We start from the raw sequence: 23171 nt of genomic DNA, 5'->3' as shown, positions 1-23171 counted from the left end.
GAGTAGTACTATTATACCAAATTTTGAAAAGTTTTCAAATAGTAAAGATTCTATAAAATTCTATCCTTATCAAAAGTACGTTCACTGATAATATATCTAGGACGACGTTTCGTTTCTAGGTAAATCTTTCCAATATACTCACCAATTACTCCCAAACTAATCAATTGTACTCCACCAAGTAGGCTAACTATTGCATAGGTGCTTGCCCAACCAGCCACAACCGTACCAGCAAACTTACTCAATATAACCCAAATAATCAATAGAAAACTAAAGAGTGACGTCAAAACACCAAGACTTGTAATCAAACGAATCGGTTTGATTGATAAACTGGTAATACCATCCATAGCCAAACCAAGCATTTTTGACAGTGGATAATGGCTCTCACCAGCAATTCGTTCATGGCGTTTATATGAAACATAAGAATATTTAAAGCCCACTAAGGGCATTAAACCACGAAGAAAAAGATTAACTTCTTGGAACCTCTCTAACTCCTGCAAAAATCTTTTTGATACCAATCTATAGTCTGCATGATTAAAAACAACTTCTGCCCCAAATAGGCGCAGCACTTTATAAAAACCTTCGGCTGTAATTCGTTTAAAAGCAGAGTCCGTATCACGATTATCACGGACACCATAGACAATTTCAGAACCACTTTTATATTCTTCAACCATTTTGTCCATACAATTGATATCATCTTGCCCATCAGCATCGATGGTAATAACAATATCAGCAAACTGAATGGCCTCATACATACCTGCAAGGACACTACTTTGATGACCTCTGTTACGACTTTGTGACACGCCAACTACAGAAGGGATGGTTTTAGCATAACTTTCTATCAGTTCCCAAGTCTGATCCTTACTACCATCATTTACATACATGATTTTACTAAGAGGATGGATTACTTCTTTCTTCACTAATTGTTCAATTTTTTCAACGAACATTGGATTAGTATGTGGTAGGACTTGCTCTTCGTTATAACATGGAACAACAATATATAAAATTGGCTTTTTCCTGCTCATGCTATTCTCCTCCTTTTCTATAAATCATAGCCGTATCAATCTGTTTTTCTAAGTGATAATTTACTTTAATATAATCCTTTATAAAAGAGTCAGTTCTCTTACCATAATCCCATTCAGTATCAAATACAATATAGATCGGAGGATTTTCTTGTATAGATTTTCTAAACTCATCAATAATAACTCGATCATCTGTCACAGCTGGGATGAAGAAAAATTTTGTACTAGCTAGCCGTTCACTATACAAATAAATTGTTCCATTTTGACGGTGTGTATAAATTCGGTCATCCATCGACGTATTTTTCTCTATATAGCTAGCAACGCGTTGCTGTTTCTCAGATCTATTCAGATATCTTGTATTCATACTTTTCATGATGGATTTTACATCATTCTGGTATACAATAATAAATCCTAATAATAAGACAAAAAATACTTGAAAAGACATTTTCTTGGATATGCTATGAAATAAATAGGAAATATATGGAATCAAAATCGGGAGCATTACTAAAATGTAATGACCATAGCTTCTTTTTGAGATAAGAGCCAGAAGTAAACAAACAATAAAAACAAAATGATAGAAGATTGATTTTATTCCAAATTTCTTCCATAGTGGTATCAAGGAAAATAACATCAATAAATTAAGACTTAAGAGATTTGTTTGAGAAATGTACCATCTGATAATCTCATACATCGAAACGTTATTAGACTCTGTAGTATAAATAAAATTAATTCCAATCGACTGGTATACCATTTCAAAAAAGATGCCCTTTGATAACAGATATAGGCACAAAGGGATAGTTGGTATTAATACTCCAAGGAAAAATAATCCTATCAAAGAAAACAATTCCCTATATGCTTTCTTAAGTATGAAATCAATCAATACATAAATACAAAATACAAGCCAAATCCCTATCATATTTGCTTTCGTAAAAAATACAATAGAGAAAAATGCACCTGATGCTATGATGTCATTTTTACTGAAATCATTTTGTATAAACAGTTTTAAAAAAATGTATAATGAATAAGCCAAAAAAGGTAAAATAAAACCTTCTAAACTCCAACCGCCATCAAAAAAATACTCATAAATTATAAAGATAATTGCTAACGTTAAAATTGTTTGCTTATTTCCAGTAAATAACCTTGAAATCTTATAACTAGCTATAAAGAATAGAAATGTGCAAAATAGGTATAAAAATTTAATTCCTAACGCACCACCAATAAGATATCCTAGGTAATTCAGTAAAAAAACGACTGGCCCCTTATGATCAAATAGGTTTGCATACATCAATTCTCCTCGATTCATTGCATACCCAAAATATTCAAAAATACTAGCATCTGAAAACGGTATCCCTTGTTTGACATTTGTTACCATAGAGAACCAGACTAAAACAGTAAAGAGCAAAGAAATACTCATCACTAAAATACTCATTTTTTTCAATTTTATTCACCTCAACTTTTCACTTTATCAGTCTATCACATTTCCTAAAAAAAAAAAGCATTTTCTGCTTTGTATTTTCTTAGTTTTATCTGTCCTATTTGAATTTTCCCTTGAAAACCAGTATAATGGTAGAATGCTATGTGACTAGAAAGGAAGTTGAATGAAGCAATCTATCTCAAATCTCAAGTTAGCTGAGCGTGGGGCCATTATCAGCATTTCAACCTATTTAATCTTGTCTGCAGCCAAATTAGCAACTGGTCATCTTCTTCATTCATCCAGTTTGGTGGCAGATGGTTTTAACAACGTATCGGATATCATTGGAAATGTGGCCCTCTTAATTGGGATTCGGATGGCGCGCCAGCCTGCAGACCGGGACCATCGTTTTGGTCACTGGAAAATTGAAGATTTGGCTAGTTTAATCACTTCCATCATTATGTTTTATGTTGGCTTTGATGTGCTGAGGGACACCATTCAAAAGATTCTCAGTCGTGAAGAAACGGTCATTGATCCTCTTGGTGCAACTCTAGGAATCATTTCTGCAGCGATTATGTTTGTGGTCTATCTCTACAATACTCGCCTCAGTAAGAAATCCAATTCCAAGGCACTAAAGGCTGCCGCCAAGGACAATCTTTCTGACGCTGTCACCTCACTTGGTACTACTATTGCTATCCTAGCTAGCAGTTTCAATTATCCCATTGTGGATAAACTGGTTGCCATTATCATCACTTTCTTTATCTTGAAGACTGCCTATGATATCTTCATCGAGTCTTCCTTTAGTCTTTCAGATGGCTTCGATGACCGTCTGCTTGAAGACTACCAAAAGGCTATCATGGAAATTCCCAAGATCAGCAAAGTCAAATCGCAAAGAGGTCGTACCTACGGTAGCAACATCTACCTGGATATTACGCTGGAGATGAATCCTGACTTGTCTGTTTATGAGAGTCATGAAATCGCGGATCAGGTCGAGTCTATGCTGGAAGAACGTTTTGGGGTTTTTGATATCGATGTCCATATTGAACCAGCGCCTATACCTGAGGATGAAATTTTAGACAATGTCTATAAAAAATTACTCATACGCGAGCAATTGATTGACCAAGGAAATCAACTGGAAGAACTCTTGGCTGATGATTTTGTCTATATTCGTCAAGACGGAGAACAGATGAATAAAGAGGCCTATAAAGCCGAAAAAGACTTGAATTCTGCTATCAAGGATATTCAAATCACTTCCATCAGTCAAAAGACCAAACTCATCTGCTATAAGTTAGATGGTATCGTCCATACCAGTATCTGGCGCCGCCACGAAACCTGGCAAAATATTTTTCATCAAGAAACCAAAAAAGAATAGAGAAATCCTGTCATGAGACGGGATTTTTCTATTCTTCTAGCTATCAAAATCACTTAGGTATTCATAGCGTTCGTATTTTTCAAGAAGTGCTTCGTTTTTCTCATCCAGTTCTTTTTGGAGAGTAGCCAGCTTACCAAAGTCAGAGCCGTTGGCCTGCATCTCCTCTTCAATAGCAGCGATACGATTTTCCAAGGCTTCAATATCGCTTTCAATACTTGCCCACTCCTGCTTTTCTTGGTAGGTCATGCGTTTCTTGTCTTCTCGAACCTTGACCACTTTTTCCTTTTCAGCCTTTTGCACCTGATTGGACATATCTGTTTCAAAAGCTTTTTCATCTAGGTAATCAGTGTAATGACCAAAGAAAGGACGAATCTTGCCATCTTCAAATGCGAGAATCTTGGTCACTACCTTATCCAAGAAATAGCGATCGTGGCTAACTGTCAAGACAGGCCCTGCAAAGCCTTGCAAGAAATTCTCCAAGACTGTCAAGGTCGCAATGTCCAAATCATTTGTAGGCTCGTCCAAGAGAAGAACATTTGGTTTTTCCAAGAGCAATTTGAGGAGATAAAGACGCTTTTTCTCTCCCCCAGACAATTTCTCAATCAAGGTTCCATGCGTTGAACGTGGGAAGAGGAACTGCTCCAACAACTCAGCGATGGAAGTCGTAGAACCACCGCTGGTCTTGACTTCTTCAGCCACTTCTTGCAGGTAATTGATCACTCGCTTGCTTTCATCCAATCCCTCAATTTGCTGAGAGAAATAGGCAATGTGAACTGTTTCCCCAATTACAACTTTTCCTGCTGTCGGCTCAAGACTTCCTGCAATCAAGTTGAGGAGAGTTGATTTTCCAACACCGTTGTCCCCAACGATTCCAATACGATCTTTGGCCTGCACCAAGAGATTAAAATCTTGCAGAATGGGCTTGTTTTCATAGGCAAAGGAAACATCCTGAAACTCGATGACTTTCTTCCCAATCCGACTGGTTTCAAAGTTCATGGTCAAGTCTGTCTCAGCACTACTGCCTGAAACTTCCTTTTTCAAGTCATGGAAGCGATTGATACGAGCCTGCTGCTTGGTCGCACGCGCCTGCGGTTGTCTGCGCATCCAGGCCAATTCTTGCTTATAAAGTTGTTCCTTTTTGTGGAGAAGAGCCGCATCGCGCTCGTCCTGTTCCGCCTTAAGGCGAACATAATCCTGATAATTTCCCTGATATTCGGTCAAGCCTGCTCGGTCCAACTCGAAAATCCGTGTTGACAAAGCGTCTAGGAAATAACGATCGTGGGTAATAAAAAGGACGGTCTTCTTGGAATTTTTCAAAAAGAGGGTTAGCCACTCAATAGTCGCAATGTCCAGATGGTTGGTCGGCTCATCCAGAAGCAAGAGGTCGTGGTTGCCAAGTAAGACTTGCGCCAACTGAACTCGTCTTCTCAGACCACCTGACAATTCCCCAACTGGAGTGGATAAGTCCTGAATACCCAGCTTACTAAGAACCGTCTTGACCTGACTCTCAATTTCCCAAGCTTGGAGAGAGTCCATTTCAGCCATGACCCGTTCCAAACGCGCCTGCTTGTCCTCACTATAGTTGAGCATGAGGAGTTCATACTCACGAATGAGCTGGATTTCCTTGAGGTCGCTGGATAGGACCGTATCCAAGACCGTCTTGCTATCATCAAAATCAGGGTCCTGGGTCAAGTAACCAATCTGATAATCATTCTTAGCTGAAAAGGGACTGACATCCCCATCAAAGCCAGAAACACCAGAAAGGACATCTAAAAGGGTGGTCTTCCCTGTTCCATTGACACCAATCAGACCGATTCTGTCTAGGTCATGGATGATAAAGGAAATATCCTTAAAAACGGTCTTGTCACCGACGGATTTACTTAGTTTTTCAACGATAAAATCACTCATTTTTTCTCCCTCAGATAAGCATGGATGGCTTGACGGTCATTTTCCAATTCTCCATCGACAATGGCATATTCAATCTCTGTTAAGATCTCTCCCAAGTCTGGGCCCGACTGATAACCATATTCCTTGATCAAAATACCACCGTTGATTTGGATCTCTTTCTTGTCATGAATAGTCAAACTCTGGTAGGTTTCTGTAATAGCTTGCGGATTGACTGGTTTCCCTTGAGCCTGACGAAGATTTTCAGCCTGTAAAAGTAAATCCAAGTCAAAGCGATAACAATCGCGCTTGCTCAATTCTCCCTTTTCACGCAAGGCCAAAATAGTCAGTAAATCCTGAACTTGCTTGGCAAACTGGCGTGAGGTCTTCCAAGCCTTCAAAAATGGCTGCGCATTTTCAATCTCCAAAGTCCACAGTAGAGCCGCCCAAGCTTGCTCTGAAGATGCAAAGATGAAATCAGTCTCCAAATCAAACAGTCTGTTAAGCTTGTCTTGGCTAGCTGACATATCAGGGAGATAGTCATAAGCTTGACTCTCAATCATGGAAGCCAAACCTCTTCTCCAAAATGGAGCCAGCAAGAGTTTATCAAACTCGACGAAGGTACGCTCCACAGAAATTTTCTCCAAAAGTGGCGTCAAAGTCTTCATAGCTTTAAAGGTTTCTGGCTCAAGTTCAAAGCCAAGACTGGCCTGAAAACGGAAACCACGCATAATCCGTAGAGCATCTTCGTTGAAACGCTCACTAGCTACACCAACCGCTCGTAAGACTTGCTTTTCCAAATCTTCTAAACCATGAAACAAGTCAATGATTTCTCCTGTCTCATCCAAGGCAAAGGCGTTGACTGTAAAATCACGGCGTTTGAGGTCTTCTTCTAGCGAACGCACAAAGGAAACCGCACTGGGTCTTCGATAGTCCACATAGACATCTTCTGTCCGAAAGGTAGTTACCTCATACTCCTCATCCCCATCTAAAACCAAGACGGTTCCATGCTCGATTCCGATATCGGCTGTTCGCGGAAAAATCTGCTTGGTCTCCTCTGGATAGGAAGACGTCGCAATATCCACATCATGGATAGGACGATTGAGGAGGGCATCTCGAACAGATCCCCCAACAAAATAAGCTTCAAAACCTGCTTCTTTAATTTTTTCTAATACTGGTAAAGCCTTCTGAAATTCAGAAGGCATTTGCGTTAATCTCATAATAAGTGTTCTAATCCATAGACAAGCTCATGACGCTTGACAACTTCTTTAATTCCCAAATTGACCCCTGTCATGAAGGAGCTGCGATCATAGGAGTCATGACGGAGGGTCAATCCTTCTCCCTGATTGCCAAAGATGACTTCCTGATGGGCTACCAAACCTGGTAAACGAACTGAGTGGATGCGCATGCCATCAAAGTCAGCACCACGGGCACCTGCAATCAGCTCTTCCTCGTCTACTGCACCTTGCTGGGTAGACTCTCGAACTTCCGCCATCAACTCAGCTGTTTTAATAGCTGTTCCACTCGGAGCATCCTTTTTCTTGTCATGATGGAGCTCGATAATCTCCACATTTGGGAAATATTTAGCAGCCTGCCTTGCAAATTGCATAAGCAAGACAGCACCCAAGGCAAAGTTAGGAGCGATCAAGCCCCCCAAATCTTGGGTACGAGAAAATGCTTTTAGCTCTGCAATTTCTTCACTTGTAAAACCAGTCGTTCCAACTACTGGAGCAAAGCCATTTTCAAGAGCAAAGCGTGTATTTTCGTAGGCAACAGTTGGAGTAGTAAAATCTACCCAGACATCCGCTTCAAAGCCTGCTAAATCAATCTTATCCTTGAAAACAGGAATTCCCTGCCATTCTGACTCAGACTCAAAGGGATCCAAAACTGCTACCAAGTCTAAGTCTGGATCAGCCAAGACCATCTGACAAGCAGCTTGGCCCATCTTTCCCTTAAAACCAGCAATAATTACTCGAATACTCATCTCTACTCCTGTCTAAGATACAAAGGACGTTGGCTGCCCATGAAAAATAGGGAATGGCGCTGACTTTCCACGAAAGGCCAGACAGGCATCTTTTTTCATGAGGCAGGTAGTCCGTGTTCAATTGCTAAGATACAAAGCCTGTAGGAACACAAAGTGAAAATAGGAGTTTTGATCAAGAAGTGTTTACTCCTTGGAAAAACTATCTTTTTCACACAGGGTTCCAGGCGTGTTCAATTATCAAGATACAAAGGACATTAGCTACCCATGAAAAATAGGGAATGGCGCTGACTTTCCACGAAAGGCCAGACAGGCATCTTTTTTCATGAGGCAGATAGTCCGTGTTCAATTTCTAAGATACAAGGCATCTTAACTAGCCTAGAAGCGCCAACTAAATCACTGGAATATAACCTAGAGCAATACTTCCTGCTCCTAGGTGAGTTCCAATGACACTACCAAATGTAGCAAGTGAAACATCCGAACCCAAGCCAGAATCAAGCAAGTGTTGACGCAATTCCTCAGCCTTTTCAGGAGCATTCCCATGAATGACAATGACCCGATATTGGCCTGAAGCCGTTGTTTCCTTGATAATTTCAATTAAGCGCTTGGTTGCTTTCTTTTCAGTACGAACTTTTTCGTAAACTTCAATCACACCTTGGTCGTTGAAATAAAGGATTGGCTTAATGCTTAGCAGATTGCCCAAAATGGCAGCCCCATTTGAAAGGCGCCCACCTTTTACCAAATGATCCAAATCATCTACCATGATAAAAGCTGACGTACGGCTGATTTGAATGGCTAGCTTATCCTGAATGCTGGCAAAATCATCGCCCTGGTCACGCCAATTAAAGACGCTTTCAACCATGATACCCAGAGGAGCACTTGTAATCAAAGTGTCTGGAAAGGCAATAGTTAAGCCCTCATATTCATCTATCATATACTGGATATTTTGGTAAAAACCTGAAATTCCAGAAGATAGGAAAAGCCCCAAGGCATGTGTATAACCTTGTTCTTTGAGCGAAGTTAAGATTTCATCTAACTTGGCAATACTTGGTTGACTAGTCTTAGGCAATTCAGAAGCCTGAGCCATTTTTTGGTAAAATTCCTCAGCAGTCAGATTGATACCTTCGACATACTCCTCACCATCAATATTGACAGGAATATCCAAGACATACAAATCTTCTCTTTGCAAGGTCTCTGCACTGAGATAGGCAGAAGAATCTGTGATAACAGCTAGTTTCATATTAGAACTCCAAATTGATTCCTGGTAAGTCTAATGCAATTTCAGTTACTTCGTAAGTCAAACGGTTGAGCATGTTCAAACTTGGGCGAGCCAAAGTTTCCACTTCTTCTTGGCTCAATTCACTTGGTTCATTGACAATACGGCCATCGATGTGGTTTACCTGTGAAATGGTTCCACTGATGACAAACTTATCAAATACAATCATAAATGTCAAGATGACAATCAAGGAAGTCACTTGATTTTCTTGATCATGTTGGAGCAATTGGAAATTCACATCCACCTTAGTTTCAGGAGCTCCATTTTCATTTTCCCATTCAAAATTACGCGCATCAAAATGATACTGACTAACAAATTCTTGTTCACGTTTAAGATTCATGTCTTTCTCCCTCGGCTACAATATTATAAGCTATTGTACCATAATTTTTTATTTTCATCTAGTTTTCTAGGATTTAGTCAATCCCGATTTCAGCTCGAACTACATCTGCGATGGTATCAACATAGTAGTCTACTTCTTCTGTTGTAGGCGCTTCTGCCATAACACGCAAGAGGGGCTCTGTTCCACTTGGGCGAACAAGGATACGTCCGTTCCCCGCCATTTCTTCTTCCATCTTCTCGATGATATCCTTGATAGCTGGCACTTCCATAGCCTTTTCCTTCATGGCATTTTCCACTCGGATATTGACTAATTTTTGTGGATAAATGGTTACTTCTGCTGCCAACTCTGACAGGCTCTTACCAGTTTCCTTCATGATTTTTGTTAATTGAACAGCAGATAATTGGCCATCACCTGTTGTATTGTAGTCCATCAAGATGACGTGACCAGACTGTTCACCACCAAGGTTGTAGCCTGATTTTCTCATTTCTTCAACAACGTAGCGGTCGCCAACTGCAGTGACTACCTTGTTAATACCTTCACGGTCCAAGGCCTTGTGGAAACCAAGGTTAGACATCACGGTTGTCACAATTGTATTTTGAGCCAATTGTCCTTTTTCAGAAAGGTATTTTCCGATGATGTACATGATCTTGTCACCATCAACGATGTCACCATTCTCATCAACAGCAATCAAACGGTCACTGTCTCCATCAAAGGCCAAACCAATAGCTGAGCCGCTTTCTTTGACCACTTCTTGAAGAGCTTCTGGGTGAGTTGAACCAACATTAAGATTGATGTTAAGACCGTCTGGTGTTTCCCCGATAACCGTCAATTGGGCACCAAGGTCTGCAAAGATTTGACGGGCACTTGTAGAAGCTGCACCGTTTGCTGTGTCCAAGGCAACCTTCATTCCTTCAAGAGGAGTTCCAGTTGAAACAAGGTAGCCTTCATACTTACGCAAGCCTTCTGGATAATCTACCAAGGTTCCTAAGCCTTCTGCACTTGGACGAGGAAGAGTGTCTTCCTCAGCATCTAGCAAGGCTTCAATTTCTGCTTCTTTTTCATCATCTAGTTTGAAGCCATCACCGCCAAAAAACTTGATTCCGTTATCAAGGGCTGGGTTGTGGCTAGCAGAAATCATGACACCGGCACTTGCTCCTTCAGTTTTAACCAAGTAAGCTACTGCTGGTGTTGCCAGAACGCCTAATTTGTATACGTGAATCCCCACAGACAGCAGACCTGCCACCAAGGCAGATTCTAGCATTTCCCCGGAAATACGTGTGTCACGTCCCACAAAAACTTTCGGCGCTTCCGTTTCATGTTGACTGAGAACATAGCCTCCAAAACGTCCTAGTTTAAAGGCCAATTCTGGCGTTAGTTCTACGTTAGCTTCTCCACGGACTCCATCAGTCCCAAAATATTTACCCATTTTTATAAAATCCTTTTTCTATTTTTAATTCGTTTTTGAACTAGTTGCTTTCGTTGACGAAGATGTCTCCGACGAACTGCTTGTGCTTGAACTTGGTGCTACTGGTTTTGTAGTGACCTTCATTGTTGTATCAAACGGAGTAATCACTACTGGTAAGACAACCCCATTGCGATCGATTGCCTGCAAAGGTACTGAGCCACTGTAATTACCTGTTATGCGTTCACTAGTTGGCAAGACAGCGATAATCTTATCAATTCTATCCAATGTCTCTTGGTCACTCGTAATCGACACTTCTTCATCTGACACCGTGACATTTTCAATTTGTACCCGACTATCAATTTGACTAGGGTCAATCTCTGGTACAACCTTTACCTTATCCTTCTGAGCCTTCTTACCAATCTTGACTGTAATTTTTTGCGGAGTCGCCACAGCGGTCAGCCCATTGGGTAAATCTTCAATACTCAAAGGAACTTCAATCGTTCCAACACTGGCATCTGTTAGGTCAGCAGTAACCTTGAATTTACGTGTGCTTTCTTGCATTTCACTAGCTAGCGATAGGCGATTTGCACCAGTCAAGACCACTGATACTTCTGAAGCAAAACCGCTAATAAAATACTCATCACTATTATAGCGTATGTCAATAGGGACATTTGTTACTGTATTCGTATAGGTTTCCGTTTTTACCTGCCTAGCACTGGTACTGTTTTGAAAATTCGTCGCCGTAGCATAGACAAATAAGACACAAGCAAAAAAGAGTGAGGATATGATGTATAAACTATTTTTTCTCATGTTTCCATCCTCCTAGCAATCGTTCTTTAAAACTAAGACCTGCTTCCTCTTTTGGAAGTAAGATTTCACGTAATTCTGTTTCAAATTCATCAAGTGTTAGGTTGTGCTTAAAGCTTCCATTATAGGTTATCGAAATTCCTCCCGTTTCCTCTGATACGACAAAAGTCAAGGCATCTGAGACTTCTGATAAACCGATAGCCGCCCGGTGTCTGGTCCCAAATTCCTTGGAAATCCCTGTACTTTCTGTCAAGGGCAGATAGGCAGACGTCACAGCGATACGTTCTTCTCGGATAATCACTGCACCATCATGTAGGGGAGTGTTGGGAATAAAAATGTTAATGAGAAGTTCTGCAGAAATCTTAGCATCCAAGGGAATTCCTGTCGAAATATACTCCTGCAAGGTACGTACACGCTGAATAGCAACCAAGGCCCCGATTTTACGAGGACTCATGTATTCAACTGATTTAACAAAGGCACGAATCATCTGTTCCTCAGCACTAATAGGGGCATTGGAAAAGAAATCTGTCGCTCTTCCCAAACGTTCCAAACCAGTCCGAATCTCTGGAGAGAAGATAACAACCGCCGCAATAACCCCATAAGTAATAATTTGATTGATTAACCAAGAAATCGTAGTCAAGCCAATCATATTTGCAAGGATTTGAGCTAAAATAAACACCAAAACTCCACGTACCAAAATCATAATCTTGGTTCCTGCAATAGCTTTTGTAAAATGATATAAAATATAGGCAACAATCAAAATATCAATCAGATTGATAGCTATCGTCCATGGACTTGCAAACAAACTGGTCCAATATTGCAGATTGGATAATTGTTGAAAATTCATCCCTGATATCCTCCCTATCAAAACACTTTCGTCCTATTATACCATTTTCTGGCATTTTTTTCCCTATCCTAGTCCATTTTACATTGAGCAAAAATATGATACAATAAACTGACTAGAAAAAACAAAGGAGAAACCATGTCTCAACTCTATGATATTACCATTGTAGGTGGTGGTCCTGTTGGGCTTTTTGCAGCCTTTTATGCCCACCTACGTCAAGCCAAGGTTCAAATCATTGACTCTCTTCCCCAGCTAGGTGGACAACCTGCTATTCTCTACCCTGAAAAAGAAATCCTAGACGTCCCAGGCTTCCCAAACCTGACTGGAGAAGAGTTGACTAATCGCTTGATTGAACAGCTAAATGGATTTGATACCCCTATTCATCTCAATGAAACGGTTCTTGAGATTGAAAAACAAGAAGAAGGATTTACCATCATGACTTCTAAAGGAAGTCACCTGACTAAAACAGTTATCATCGCTATGGGTGGCGGTGCCTTCAAACCACGTCCTTTGGAACTAGAAGGCGTTGAGGGCTATGAAAATATCCATTACCACGTTTCCAACATCCAGCAATACGCTGGTAAGAAAGTGACGATTCTTGGTGGGGGAGACTCAGCAGTGGATTGGGCTTTGGCTTTTGAAAAAATTGCACCAACCACCCTTGTTCACCGCAGAGATAATTTCCGTGCCTTGGAACACAGTGTTCAAGCCCTGCAAGAATCATCTGTATCCATCAAGACACCATTCGTTCCTAGCCAACTCCTTGGAGATGGAAAAGCACTCGATAAACTTGAAATCACAAAAGTCAAATCTGATGAAACCGAAACGATTGACCTAGACCACCTCTTTGTCAACTATGGTTTCAAATCTTCGGTCGGTAATCTTAAAAACTGGGGACTCGACCTCAACCGCCACAAGATTATCGTCAACAGCAAACAAGAATCTAGCCAAGCAGGTATCTATGCTATCGGTGACTGCTGCTACTATGACGGAAAAATTGACTTGATTGCGACAGGTCTCGGAGAAGCTCCAACTGCTGTCAATAATGCTATCAACTACATCGACCCTGAGCAAAAAGTACAACCAAAACACTCTACTAGTTTATAAAAAAGAACCACGAGTCACATAGGATTCGTGGTTTTAAAATGAACTACACCTCAAAAGTTAGACAGAAATACATCTAACTTCTGATATGCAGCCCACCTTCTCTTTGCTCTTGTTTGAATAAGAAATTTTTTGAAGAATCATTAGATTATACAAAGTATTCATATCAGCCTTTTAAAGCTATATAAAAACTCTCCAACTATTCTATTATACCATATAAAAAAATAAATAAATAGACTTGTTTTTTTCTTTTTTTGACGTATACTAATAATAGAAAGCGCTTTAAATAAAATAAAAGGAGGTTTTATGAGGAAAGTAAATAAGGACATTTTATTCTTAACTGGAATCATAGTTTTATGTTTTGGTTTTTTATTATTTCACATCAACCCCTATTATGCCGAACCCTATGCGACACTGAAAGAAAGAATAAATTTATTCTTTTGGCAACTATATTGGAGACCTGTAGGAACTCTCAGTATTATTTCGGGTTGCATTATAACTTTCAAAGGATTGAAAAAATAATCTTTTACTCATGAAGAAAGGAAATTTGTTATGATTAAACTGAAACTATTGTTTTTCTCTCTACTATCAAGTCTATTATTCTTAGTCACAACATCTACGGTTTTTGCTGATGTCTATCCTGGTACAAATTATGAAATTGTATCTAATCGTATTGTAAAAGATATCAACACAGGAGAGTTATTGTCATTTTATACGACTGAACTTAGAGACGCCTATTTAGAGTCTAAATCTACGTATCAGACTCGTTCTAATGCAACTGGTGTTGCAGACTATAGAACTAAATACTCTCACTCTTACAAGAAAAGCACCACATCAGGTCCTGTAAGTTCAACTGCCTATGGTGGAAAAGCTGGAGCTACTCTGACTGTAGGTGCAGGTGTTAGCTTTTCTGCTCCGGAGTCTGGAGCTGGACTTAGTTTAAATCACTCAGTCTCCCATAACGTACCACCCTACACTTATGGTTATATTAGACTAAAAGCATCTTACACAGTAAACGTTCGTAAACTAGAAGTTAGATACTTAGGCACCAACAAATGGGTTCCAGCTGGTGAAACCTCTACTATATCGAATGTTAGCGTTTGGAGCGAACTGGTCACTTGGAAATAACTCATTAGAGACTGGGTAAAAACTCAATTTCAGGAGAAAATGAAATAAATTTTCTCACAATAAAACGCATAGTATTACGGTTCAAGTCAACACCGGATATTATGCGTTTTTGATTTTAAAGAGCCAAATTTCTTAACTTAATGACATTGCTTTTTGCCCAACCTCTTTTTATTTCAAAAAAGAACCTCGCAAAACAAGAGCCTGGTTTTATAGTTCATCGGCTAATTTATTTATCTTTCTGAGTCTGTGGTTGACACCACTTTTGGTCAGAGGGGTGCTGAGGCTATCTGCTAACTGCTGGATAGAGTAGTCTGGGTGCTGAATACGCAGTTGCGCTACCTCCTGCAAATCCACTGGCAGATTTTCTAAGCCCATGATATCTTTGATTTTACTGATATTGTTGATAGTCTTCATGCTGGCAGAAACTGTCCGAGCAATATTGGCTGTCTCGGCATTATTGGCCCGATTGAGGTCGTTACGAGTTTCTCGCAAAATCTTAACCCGCTCAAAATCATCACGCGCCTGCATGGCTCCGATGACTATCAAAAAGTCCATAATGTCTTCAGCTCGCTGGAGATAGGTAACAGCTCCCTTCTTGCGTTCAAGAACCTTGGCATCCAGTAAAAATTGCTGGAGAAGAGAGGCAATCCCTTGCGCGTGGTCCAGATAAACAGAACTGATTTCCAACTGATACTTGCCTGACTCAGGGTCACGAATGCTCCCATTCGCCAAGAAAGCGCCACAAAGATAGGCACGACCTGCTTCCTCGTCTGATAAAATCTCCTCATCAATACCCGTTTCTAGGCCAAAAAAGGAGTCTGCTAAGTGCAAATCACTCAGAAGGTCCTGCACCTTTTCATCTGTAAAAACGGTATAGACCCGATTCTTACGAAGATTGCTCCGTTGGTGGTGTCGGATTTCCGATTTGATTTCGTAGAAATGGAGAAAGGACTCATAGAGGTGACGAGCCAGTTTGGCATTTTCTGTCACAACTGACAAGGTCAAACCCGAAGTCGAGAGACCGATACTGCCAGACATCTTGATAATGGCAGATAATTCATGCCGGCTCAGATGGTGCTGACCCAGGATTTCTTCTTTTACTGCTACTGTGAAACTCATTTTCTCACCTGTATAATCCGCATCAACTCATCCACAATCAAATCTCCATCGTGGAAGGCACCCCCATTTTCCAGACGAAGGAAGTTGGATGAAATCACACGCGGAACCTGCTTACAAAGACCAGCAAAATCATGTTCCACCTGGACCAAGTATTCATCAAAACGGTTGGAATTCATGTATTCCTGAGGCACTTTTTCGATATTCACCAAAACAGTATCGATAAAAGGGCGACCAAGGTGACGATGCAGGACCTCCACGTGGTCACTATCTGTAAAGTGTTCTGTCTCCCCACGTTGGGTCATGATATTACAGACATAGGCGATTTCTGCCTTGGTTTCCAAAAGCGCCTGCCCGATTTCCTTAATCACGATATTGGGCAAAATCGAGGTAAAGAGGGAACCAGGTCCGAGGACAATCATGTCACTTTCAAGAATGGTCTGCACTACTCGACGACTGGCCAGAGGTGTATCATCGTTGAGGGTATTGGTCACATAGACATGGTCAATCATGCCTGGATGGTCTGCAATATGACTCTCTCCAGCCACTTCTGTCCCATCCTGAAAGACTGCATGCAGGGTCAAAGGATGGTCACTGGAAGGATAAATCTTCCCAGTGGTATGGAAAAATTTGCTCAGCAACTGCATGGCATTATAGGTCGAACCCTGCATTTCTGACAGACCTGCAATAATGAGATTTCCCAATGGATGGCCAGCAAAGGCTCCAGCATCTTCAGAAAAGCGATACTGAAAGACCTTTTCATAAAACTTAGGCATATCCGACATGGCCACAAGGACATTACGAAGATCACCTGGCGGTGTCAATTGCTGCATATTTTTTCGGAGTTCACCTGAAGAACCACCATCATCTGCCACCGTTACGATAGCCGCGATTTCCACATCTTTTTCCCGCAGACTTTTAAGAATGACGGGGATCCCAGTCCCTCCACCAATCACCGTTATCTTTGGTTTTCTCATGAACGGTTTACCGTTTCCTTTCTTCGGTCTTTGTCACGATGTCCTTCATTGACAGGCCAAGTCTTGGATAAGTCCTGCGCCAAGCGTTTGGCAAAGGCCACACTACGGTGTTGTCCACCCGTACATCCCATGGCAATAGTCAAAACAGACTTTCCTTCCTTTTGGTAACTTGGCAAAATTGGCTCAATCAAGGCCAACAAATGTTGATAAAAGTCTTCTGACTCAGGATGATTCATGACATAGTCATAAACAGGTTCATCCACACCCGTTTGGTTTCGCAGTTCTGGTAGGTAGTATGGATTTGGCAAAAAGCGCACATCAAAGACCAAGTCCGCATCAATTGGGATTCCATATTTAAAGCCGAAAGACATGACTTCAATACGGAAAGACTGGGCTTGCTCTTGATCTGAAAACTGCTCTGCAAGGGTTTTACGCAGCTCACGAGGAGTAAGTTCAGTTGTATCCACCACATTTTGGCTCATATTTTTTAAAGGTGCCAAAAGTTCACGTTCCAACTTGATTCCATCCAAAATCCGTCCATCTGCAGCTAGTGGGTGACTCCGTCTGGTTTCCTTGTAACGGGCTACCAATTCCTTATCTGCTGCGTCCAAAAAGAGGATTTTAAAATCCAAATCATCTTGATTTTCCAACTCATCCAAAACAGCTTGAATCTCTGAGAAGAAAGAACGGCTACGCATATCCACTACCAAGGCCAACTTATGGTCGTCTTCCTTTGTTTCCACCAACTGCAAAAACTTAGGCAAGAGAGCTGGAGGCATATTATCAATAGTAAAATAACCCAAATCTTCGAAGGACTGAATGGCAACTGTTTTCCCTGCACCACTCATCCCTGTCACAATCACCAAGTGAAGTTGTTTCTTTGTCATCTTTTTCTCCTTATATCAAAAGAAGTTTGGCAACACCAAACTTCAGCTAGCTTATCCAATCTCTGCGATGACTTCAATTTCGACTTTTACATCACGAGGAAGACGAGCTACCTCCACAGCTGAACGAGCTGGAAATTCCTCCTTAAAGGCCGTTTGGTAAACCTCGTTAAAAGGAACGAAGTCGTTCATATCGCTCAAGAAGCAAGTTGTTTTGACAACATGGTCAAAGTCTGTTCCTGCTTCTGCCAAAATAGCACCGATGTTTTTTAGGACTTGCTCTGTCTGTTCTTGAATCGTTTCTCCAATGATTTCCCCAGTTTCAGGAGAGAGAGGAACTTGACCACTAGCAAACAAAAGGTTGCCAACGATTTTTCCTTGAACATAGGGTCCGATAGCCTTTGGAGCTTTGTCTGTATGAATTGTTTTTGCCATTTTCTTTTCCTCACAATTTTTCTAAGATTGCATCCCAAGCCTCATCCATCCCTGCCTTACTGACAGATGAAAAGAGGATAAAGTCGTCACTTGGGTCAAAGTTTAATTTCTTTTTGATTGCTGATTCGTGCTTGTTCCATTTACCACGAGGAATCTTATCTGCCTTGGTCGCAACGATGATAACCGGAATCTCATAATACTTGAGAAATTCGTACATCTGTACATCATCTGCTGACGGGTCATGACGAAGGTCAACTAAACTGACTACCGCACGGAGATTTTCTCGAGTTGTCAGATACTCCTCAATCATGCGCCCCCACTTTTCACGTTCCTTTTTAGAAACACGGGCATATCCATAGCCAGGCACATCCACAAAGCGCATCTTGTCGTCGATATTAAAGAAATTGAGCAACTGAGTTTTCCCAGGTTTCCCTGACGTACGAGCCAGATTCTTACGGTTCAGCATGGTGTTGATAAAACTAGACTTGCCAACATTTGAACGCCCTGCTAGGGCAATCTCTGGCAGTTCATCCTGCGGATAGTGGGACTTATTCGCCGCACTGAGCAAGATTTCAGCATTGTGTGTATTAAGTTCCATAGTCACCTCTAAGCTGTTTCTAGGATTGGTTTATCCGTTCCATCGACAGCTTCTTTTGTAATGCGAACCAATTTCACATTTTCCTGACTCGGTACTTCAAACATGACATCCAACATGGTCTCTTCGATAATTGAGCGAAGACCACGCGCCCCTGTCTTGCGTTCGATAGCTTTATTAGCAATCTCTTGAAGGGCTTCGTCGTCAAATTCCAACTCGACATCATCATAAGAAAGCAAGGTTTGGTACTGTTTGACCAAGGCATTTCTTGGCTCTTTCAAGATACGAACCAAGTCATCAACCGTCAATTGCTCAAGAGCTGCAAAGACTGGCAAGCGTCCAATCAACTCAGGAATAATCCCGAATTTTTGAATATCTTCTGCGATGATTTCTTGCATGTAAGAGCTATTTTCGTCAATCGCCTTATTGTTTTGACCAAATCCGATAACTTTTTCACCCAGACGTTGTTTGACGATTTCTTCGATACCATCAAAGGCACCACCCACTATGAAGAGGATATTTTTGGTATCCACTTGAATCATTTCTTGTTGCGGATGTTTGCGTCCACCTTGAGGCGGTACGCTGGCAACAGTTCCCTCGATAATCTTAAGAAGGGCTTGTTGCACCCCTTCACCAGAAACATCACGTGTGATAGACACGTTCTCGCTCTTCTTAGCAATCTTGTCAATTTCATCCACGTAGATAATGCCACGCTCTGCACGTTCGATGTTAAAGTCAGCAGCCTGCAAGAGTTTGAGGAGGATATTTTCCACATCCTCACCTACATAACCAGCCTCAGTAAGAGCTGTCGCATCCGCAATCGCAAAAGGCACGTTCAAGCTCTTAGCCAAGGTCTGGGCAAGGAAAGTTTTCCCTGAACCAGTCGGGCCAATCATCAAGATGTTTGACTTCTGCAAATCCACATCTTCTGACTCTTCACGCGTATCGTGGAAATTGATGCGTTTGTAGTGGTTGTAAACTGCCACTGCCAAGGCACGCTTGGCACGATCTTGACCGATTACATAGTGGTTCAAGATATGGAGGAGTTCAATTGGTTTTGGCACCTCAGACAAGTCTGCCAAGACTTCCTCAACCAATTCTTCTCGAATGATTTCTTGAGCTAACTCCACGCATTCATTACAAATAAAAGCATTGTTGCCAGCGATTATTTTTTGTACTTCTTCTTGGTTTTTGCCACAAAATGAGCAATAAACCATCATATCATTTTTTCTATTTGTAGACATGATTTCCTTCCATTCTATACTATCATTCTATCTAAAATAAGGTCATGTAAAAAGCATGAATACTATTGACCAGATTGGTAAAGGCATTTAACCAAAGGAGGATAGAAAGCCCGTAACGCTTTTTACGAAAAGCCTGTGCTCCTGCCAAAAGGCAGATGAAACACAGAAAAGCCGTGAATAAACCAAATAAACTCCGTTCCATTAGACTTCCTTTCTCTTGCGGTATTGGATGGTAAAATCATAAGAATTTTTCTCATCTTTGGTATAGGATTTGCTTGAAACTGTCTCAAAAAGGGACAGGTCAAACTCCTCAGGAAAATAGGTATCTCCCTCCACCCGAGCATGAATTTGAGTCACAATCACTTCATCAAGGTAGGGTTCAAAAGCTTGAAAAATCTGCTTCCCACCGATAATATAGAGATTCTTGTCTTGAGCCTGATACCAGTCGAGAACAGACTGGACGTCCTGAAAAGTAGCAACCCCATCTATCTTTTCTTCCGGATTACGCGTCAAAATCAGGGTTTCCCGTTGTGGAAGCAGGCGACGCCCCATTCCATCAAAGGTTACCCGCCCCATCAAGATAGCATGATTCAGAGTTGTTTCTTTAAAGTGCTGCAATTCTGCTGGCAAATGCCAAGGCAGACGATTGTCCTTCCCAATCACACCCTCTTCATCCTGAGCCCAAATAGCTACGATTTTCTTAGTCATGCTTCCATCCTTTTCACTGATAGTACTATTTTATCAAAAAACTAAAAAAAAGACTGGTTTGGAATAGCTTACAAAATAGAAAAAATCTGTAAGAAATTTCCTACAGATTTATCTATGTTGCCTTGTTTCTTACAAACCAGGTGCTTGTCCAAGTTCTGCGGCAAGCATCCAAACTGTTTTCTCAAGTTCAGCCTTAGCACCAACAAAAATATCGTTTGTAACATCATCGCCTTCTTCGTCAGTCACATCCAACGCTTTTTGGAAAAGAGTGATGAGGTAGCGATAAATATCAAGGACACGCTCCAAACTTTCTTCTACATTGCGAAACTCTCCAACTTCTTCTTCGATTTCACTATTTTGAAGGAATTCTGTCAATGTAGAGAATGGGCTTCCACCGAGTGTAATCAATCGTTCGCTGATTTCATCTAAATGACCATCAAGAGCATCCATGTACTCATCCATTTTTGGATGCCATACCATAAAACCGCGTCCACGCATATACCAGTGTACTTGGTGCAAAGCAACGTGGGCTACGTACAAATCAGCAACAGCTTGATTCAAAACTTCCTTTGTTTTTGCCAATGCTACTGGCGCTGCTTTTGTTAATGTTGCGACATCTTTTGCTGCTTCTTTTTTCAATTCTACCATTTTATTTTACCTCATTCATTATTTTTATGTAACCACTTCTTAATGATTACTACCTTAGTATACTACTAAGGAAAGACAATAGCAAGCCAAATGACTCACATGAGAAAAGTTGCAATAGACTGATAATTTAAGAATCTTTAGAAGACGAAAAAGAGGTCTGGATGCTTATAGTCCATGGAAATCCATCAGCAAACTAGGAAGCCAAACCCAGCTTGACCAAAGCACAAGTTTTGAGGTCGCAGGTAGAACTGACCAAGCTGATGTGGCTTGAAGAAATTCCCCAAGACTATAATAGATTGAAATAAGATGGAACCAAGTCGATTAGGAAAGACAAATGAATTTCTAAAAATGTTTTAGCAACCGCAATGTCCCGGTCTATATTCAATCTACCATATAATATTTATTTCCTAGCAAGATCTTGAATTTACTCGAGGATAAATTATCATAAAACAAAGAAAAAGAGGGTGCTACTATCACATCCCTCTTTCAAATCATCGCTTAATACCAAACGCTGACATCTACGCGCCCTTGGATTCCTTTCATGTATTCAGAAGAGATATACTGCCAACCCTTTTCTCCTGAATAATGAGGATTTTCCCATTCTAAAGCATTGGTATAGGCCGCTACCCAGTTTACATGTTTTAAAATATCTGGGTGTTTTAAACGCGTCTGTAATAAACTACGATAGCTATAGACATACACATTTTGATAACCCGCCTGCTTCATCGTCTCCATGTACTTGTTGATAATCTTAACCCAAGTACCTGTATCACTCGGAGCACGCTTACTTTTATTCACATACTCCCAGTTCTCAACATCATAGTAGATAGGGTAAGACAGGTTCATATTGTATTTCTTCAGAAGTTCAATGGTCTGTTCAGCGTCATTCTCAGCATCGGTCTCATTTTCAGCATAGGTATAGAGATAGACACCATAAGGAATTCCCAGACGATTTAACTCCTTAATGTTATGCGCCAATTCCTTGTCTTCTTTACCGCTATAACCTAGACGAACAATGACACCATCTACTTCATTTTCATCAATAACCTTTTTCCAATCATTGATACGGCCATTGTGCTCACTAATATCAATAACTTTCTTAGCATGTTCGGTTCCAACTTGCTCTTCTCTATTATTAAAGAAATAGCGTTTACCATCTCTGTGAACCCAGCCGACATTCAAATCTTTCTTTTCTTTGAGCTCACCAGAGGCCGCAAAGATATAGCGAGCACCATCCATAATCACTTCGTCAGTCGCCATGGCACCACTTCCAGTCAAATAGTAGTTTCCTTGCCACTCATTCCGAGCCATATAACCCCACTTCTTAAAATAGTACCATTTACCGCCCACTTTTTGCCACTCTTGGTTGGCATAAGTTCCATCGGATTTTAGATAAAAATAAGCAGAATAAGCCGGATCATAAAGCCATTCATTTTGCATCATGGCACCTTGACCATTCAAGAAATAACTTCCTTGCCATTGGCTTTTAGCCATGTAACCCCACTCCTTGAAGTAATACCACTTATTTCCAAGCAATTGCCATTCTTGATGAGCATAAGCCCCATCTGACTTGAGATAAAACCAACTCTTGTAATTACTGTCATAGATCCACTCGTTTTGGGCCATATATCCACCTGATTTCAGGTAGTAATTTCCATGCCATTCATTCTGCGCGTAACGACCATCTGAATTAATATAAAACCAAGCCTTATAGTAGTTGTCAAAAATCCATTCACTTTGAGCTTTAGAACCATCAGCCTTTACATAATAATCCCCATCCCAGTGGGCAGAGACACTGTTTCTCTGTTCATTGCTACTAGTTGATGAAGTTCCTGTTGATAGACTAGATTTTTCTGAAACTGTGCTTCCACTTGTTTCATCTGCCGCAATTCCTGAAACTCTTGCGCCAAGTAAGCAAAGACTTGCTAGCCCTATACATACAAATTTTGTTTTCAATCTTTCCTCTCCTATAAAAAATGGAACAGGCACCTGA

At 40.9% G+C, this 23171-nt stretch carries 23 protein-coding genes; 3 read left to right on the top strand and 20 right to left on the bottom strand.

What is annotated here, in order from left to right; translation table 11 throughout:
• Positions 1-50 precede the first annotated feature (50 nt).
• Positions 51-1022 carry a glycosyltransferase family 2 protein gene (locus AC6I9F_RS03565; RefSeq protein ID WP_498022809.1) on the bottom strand — a complete coding sequence of 324 codons (972 nt, stop codon included), beginning with the start codon at positions 1020-1022 and terminating at the stop codon, positions 51-53.
• A gap of 1 nt (position 1023) precedes the next feature.
• Positions 1024-2448: a glycosyltransferase family protein gene (locus AC6I9F_RS03560; protein WP_498023172.1), complete on the bottom strand. Its 1425-nt coding sequence runs from the start codon at positions 2446-2448 to the stop codon at positions 1024-1026.
• Between the two features lie 169 nt (positions 2449-2617).
• On the opposite strand from AC6I9F_RS03560, the gene mntE reads away from it, so the two are divergent.
• Positions 2618-3802 (top strand): CDF family manganese efflux transporter MntE, encoded by a 1185-nt coding sequence (gene mntE, locus AC6I9F_RS03555; RefSeq protein ID WP_498022807.1) that lies wholly within the window; start codon positions 2618-2620, stop codon positions 3800-3802.
• Positions 3803-3838: 36 nt separating this feature from the next.
• On the opposite strand, the gene AC6I9F_RS03550 is transcribed toward mntE, so the two are convergent.
• From AC6I9F_RS03550 to cdaA, 8 genes are all read right to left on the bottom strand, one after another.
• Positions 3839-5710: an ABC-F family ATP-binding cassette domain-containing protein gene (locus AC6I9F_RS03550; protein WP_498022805.1), complete on the bottom strand. Its 1872-nt coding sequence runs from the start codon at positions 5708-5710 to the stop codon at positions 3839-3841.
• Positions 5707-6906 (bottom strand): CCA tRNA nucleotidyltransferase, encoded by a 1200-nt coding sequence (locus tag AC6I9F_RS03545; RefSeq protein WP_498022803.1) that lies wholly within the window; start codon positions 6904-6906, stop codon positions 5707-5709. Before AC6I9F_RS03545 ends, AC6I9F_RS03550 begins: the two co-directional genes overlap by 4 nt.
• Positions 6903-7670: a 4-hydroxy-tetrahydrodipicolinate reductase gene (gene dapB, locus AC6I9F_RS03540; protein ID WP_498022801.1), complete on the bottom strand. Its 768-nt coding sequence runs from the start codon at positions 7668-7670 to the stop codon at positions 6903-6905. Before dapB ends, AC6I9F_RS03545 begins: the two co-directional genes overlap by 4 nt.
• 388 nt (positions 7671-8058) lie before the next feature.
• Positions 8059-8907, bottom strand: coding sequence for a DegV family protein (locus tag AC6I9F_RS03535; protein WP_498022799.1), 849 nt, complete (start codon positions 8905-8907; stop codon positions 8059-8061).
• A gap of 1 nt (position 8908) precedes the next feature.
• The gene (locus tag AC6I9F_RS03530; RefSeq protein ID WP_001050088.1) at positions 8909-9283 is read right to left on the bottom strand and encodes a DUF1149 family protein; all 375 of its coding nucleotides are present in this window, start codon (positions 9281-9283) and stop codon (positions 8909-8911) included.
• Between the two features lie 73 nt (positions 9284-9356).
• The gene (gene glmM, locus AC6I9F_RS03525; protein ID WP_498022797.1) at positions 9357-10709 is read right to left on the bottom strand and encodes a phosphoglucosamine mutase; all 1353 of its coding nucleotides are present in this window, start codon (positions 10707-10709) and stop codon (positions 9357-9359) included.
• A 24-nt stretch (positions 10710-10733) separates the two neighbouring features.
• Positions 10734-11498 (bottom strand): CdaR family protein, encoded by a 765-nt coding sequence (locus AC6I9F_RS03520; RefSeq protein ID WP_498022795.1) that lies wholly within the window; start codon positions 11496-11498, stop codon positions 10734-10736.
• The gene (gene cdaA, locus AC6I9F_RS03515; RefSeq protein ID WP_050089436.1) at positions 11485-12342 is read right to left on the bottom strand and encodes a diadenylate cyclase CdaA; all 858 of its coding nucleotides are present in this window, start codon (positions 12340-12342) and stop codon (positions 11485-11487) included. The genes AC6I9F_RS03520 and cdaA overlap by 14 nt, the downstream gene beginning before the upstream one ends.
• A 135-nt stretch (positions 12343-12477) precedes the next feature.
• On the opposite strand from cdaA, the gene AC6I9F_RS03510 reads away from it, so the two are divergent.
• Both AC6I9F_RS03510 and AC6I9F_RS03505 read left to right on the top strand, forming a co-directional pair.
• The gene (locus AC6I9F_RS03510; RefSeq protein ID WP_498022792.1) at positions 12478-13446 is read left to right on the top strand and encodes an NAD(P)/FAD-dependent oxidoreductase; all 969 of its coding nucleotides are present in this window, start codon (positions 12478-12480) and stop codon (positions 13444-13446) included.
• Positions 13447-13995: 549 nt separating this feature from the next.
• A complete protein-coding gene (locus AC6I9F_RS03505) occupies positions 13996-14571 on the top strand; it encodes a hypothetical protein (protein ID WP_000593540.1) in 576 nt (191 codons plus the stop codon).
• Between the two features lie 207 nt (positions 14572-14778).
• Here AC6I9F_RS03505 and whiA read toward each other — a convergent pair whose 3' ends face one another.
• The 10 genes from whiA to lytC form a co-directional block, all read right to left on the bottom strand.
• Entirely contained in the window at positions 14779-15690 is a 912-nt protein-coding gene (whiA, locus tag AC6I9F_RS03500) for a DNA-binding protein WhiA (protein WP_033684109.1), read from the bottom strand.
• Complete coding sequence (locus AC6I9F_RS03495) at positions 15687-16664, bottom strand: YvcK family protein (RefSeq protein ID WP_001231075.1); 978 nt, start codon at positions 16662-16664, stop codon at positions 15687-15689. The genes whiA and AC6I9F_RS03495 overlap by 4 nt, the downstream gene beginning before the upstream one ends.
• Positions 16661-17551, bottom strand: coding sequence for an RNase adapter RapZ (rapZ, locus tag AC6I9F_RS03490; RefSeq protein WP_498022789.1), 891 nt, complete (start codon positions 17549-17551; stop codon positions 16661-16663). The genes AC6I9F_RS03495 and rapZ overlap by 4 nt, the downstream gene beginning before the upstream one ends.
• 51 nt (positions 17552-17602) lie before the next feature.
• Positions 17603-17983: a RidA family protein gene (locus AC6I9F_RS03485; protein WP_173274640.1), complete on the bottom strand. Its 381-nt coding sequence runs from the start codon at positions 17981-17983 to the stop codon at positions 17603-17605.
• A 10-nt stretch (positions 17984-17993) separates the two neighbouring features.
• Entirely contained in the window at positions 17994-18581 is a 588-nt protein-coding gene (gene yihA / locus AC6I9F_RS03480) for a ribosome biogenesis GTP-binding protein YihA/YsxC (RefSeq protein WP_000422605.1), read from the bottom strand.
• An 8-nt stretch (positions 18582-18589) separates the two neighbouring features.
• On the bottom strand, positions 18590-19822 hold the full coding sequence (gene clpX, locus AC6I9F_RS03475; protein ID WP_000106341.1) for an ATP-dependent Clp protease ATP-binding subunit ClpX: 1233 nt from the start codon (positions 19820-19822) through the stop codon (positions 18590-18592).
• 31 nt (positions 19823-19853) lie between these two features.
• A complete protein-coding gene (locus AC6I9F_RS03470) occupies positions 19854-20024 on the bottom strand; it encodes a hypothetical protein (RefSeq protein WP_000442276.1) in 171 nt (56 codons plus the stop codon).
• Positions 20024-20530: a dihydrofolate reductase gene (locus AC6I9F_RS03465; protein ID WP_173274641.1), complete on the bottom strand. Its 507-nt coding sequence runs from the start codon at positions 20528-20530 to the stop codon at positions 20024-20026. Before AC6I9F_RS03465 ends, AC6I9F_RS03470 begins: the two co-directional genes overlap by 1 nt.
• A gap of 129 nt (positions 20531-20659) precedes the next feature.
• Positions 20660-21178: a Dps family protein gene (locus AC6I9F_RS03460; protein ID WP_049511924.1), complete on the bottom strand. Its 519-nt coding sequence runs from the start codon at positions 21176-21178 to the stop codon at positions 20660-20662.
• A gap of 498 nt (positions 21179-21676) precedes the next feature.
• Positions 21677-23167 carry a choline binding-anchored murein hydrolase LytC gene (gene lytC, locus AC6I9F_RS03455; RefSeq protein WP_498022783.1) on the bottom strand — a complete coding sequence of 497 codons (1491 nt, stop codon included), beginning with the start codon at positions 23165-23167 and terminating at the stop codon, positions 21677-21679.
• Positions 23168-23171 lie beyond the last annotated feature (4 nt).

It is taken from the genome of Streptococcus nakanonensis (assembly GCF_059738785.1).
Note: the sequence above shows the minus strand (reverse complement) of the source record. Positions and strands in the feature narration are given on the sequence as shown.

Coding starts and splice junctions, on each gene's coding strand:
- AC6I9F_RS03545 (WP_498022803.1), bottom strand. CDS start 6,906: ATGAGATTAACGCAAATGCCTTCTGAATTTCAGAAGGCTTTACCAGTA.
- AC6I9F_RS03520 (WP_498022795.1), bottom strand. CDS start 11,498: ATGAGAAAAAATAGTTTATACATCATATCCTCACTCTTTTTTGCTTGT.
- AC6I9F_RS03550 (WP_498022805.1), bottom strand. CDS start 5,710: ATGAGTGATTTTATCGTTGAAAAACTAAGTAAATCCGTCGGTGACAAG.
- AC6I9F_RS03565 (WP_498022809.1), bottom strand. CDS start 1,022: ATGAGCAGGAAAAAGCCAATTTTATATATTGTTGTTCCATGTTATAAC.
- AC6I9F_RS03470 (WP_000442276.1), bottom strand. CDS start 20,024: ATGGAACGGAGTTTATTTGGTTTATTCACGGCTTTTCTGTGTTTCATC.
- cdaA (WP_050089436.1), bottom strand. CDS start 12,342: ATGAATTTTCAACAATTATCCAATCTGCAATATTGGACCAGTTTGTTT.
- AC6I9F_RS03510 (WP_498022792.1), top strand. CDS start 12,478: ATGTCTCAACTCTATGATATTACCATTGTAGGTGGTGGTCCTGTTGGG.
- dapB (WP_498022801.1), bottom strand. CDS start 7,670: ATGAGTATTCGAGTAATTATTGCTGGTTTTAAGGGAAAGATGGGCCAA.
- yihA (WP_000422605.1), bottom strand. CDS start 18,581: ATGGAACTTAATACACACAATGCTGAAATCTTGCTCAGTGCGGCGAAT.
- AC6I9F_RS03485 (WP_173274640.1), bottom strand. CDS start 17,983: ATGGCAAAAACAATTCATACAGACAAAGCTCCAAAGGCTATCGGACCC.
- rapZ (WP_498022789.1), bottom strand. CDS start 17,551: ATGACAAAGAAACAACTTCACTTGGTGATTGTGACAGGGATGAGTGGT.
- glmM (WP_498022797.1), bottom strand. CDS start 10,709: ATGGGTAAATATTTTGGGACTGATGGAGTCCGTGGAGAAGCTAACGTA.
- mntE (WP_498022807.1), top strand. CDS start 2,618: ATGAAGCAATCTATCTCAAATCTCAAGTTAGCTGAGCGTGGGGCCATT.
- AC6I9F_RS03505 (WP_000593540.1), top strand. CDS start 13,996: ATGATTAAACTGAAACTATTGTTTTTCTCTCTACTATCAAGTCTATTA.
- whiA (WP_033684109.1), bottom strand. CDS start 15,690: ATGAGTTTCACAGTAGCAGTAAAAGAAGAAATCCTGGGTCAGCACCAT.
- AC6I9F_RS03460 (WP_049511924.1), bottom strand. CDS start 21,178: ATGGTAGAATTGAAAAAAGAAGCAGCAAAAGATGTCGCAACATTAACA.
- AC6I9F_RS03535 (WP_498022799.1), bottom strand. CDS start 8,907: ATGAAACTAGCTGTTATCACAGATTCTTCTGCCTATCTCAGTGCAGAG.
- AC6I9F_RS03530 (WP_001050088.1), bottom strand. CDS start 9,283: ATGAATCTTAAACGTGAACAAGAATTTGTTAGTCAGTATCATTTTGAT.
- clpX (WP_000106341.1), bottom strand. CDS start 19,822: ATGTCTACAAATAGAAAAAATGATATGATGGTTTATTGCTCATTTTGT.
- AC6I9F_RS03465 (WP_173274641.1), bottom strand. CDS start 20,530: ATGACTAAGAAAATCGTAGCTATTTGGGCTCAGGATGAAGAGGGTGTG.
- AC6I9F_RS03495 (WP_001231075.1), bottom strand. CDS start 16,664: ATGAGAAAACCAAAGATAACGGTGATTGGTGGAGGGACTGGGATCCCC.
- AC6I9F_RS03560 (WP_498023172.1), bottom strand. CDS start 2,448: ATGAGTATTTTAGTGATGAGTATTTCTTTGCTCTTTACTGTTTTAGTC.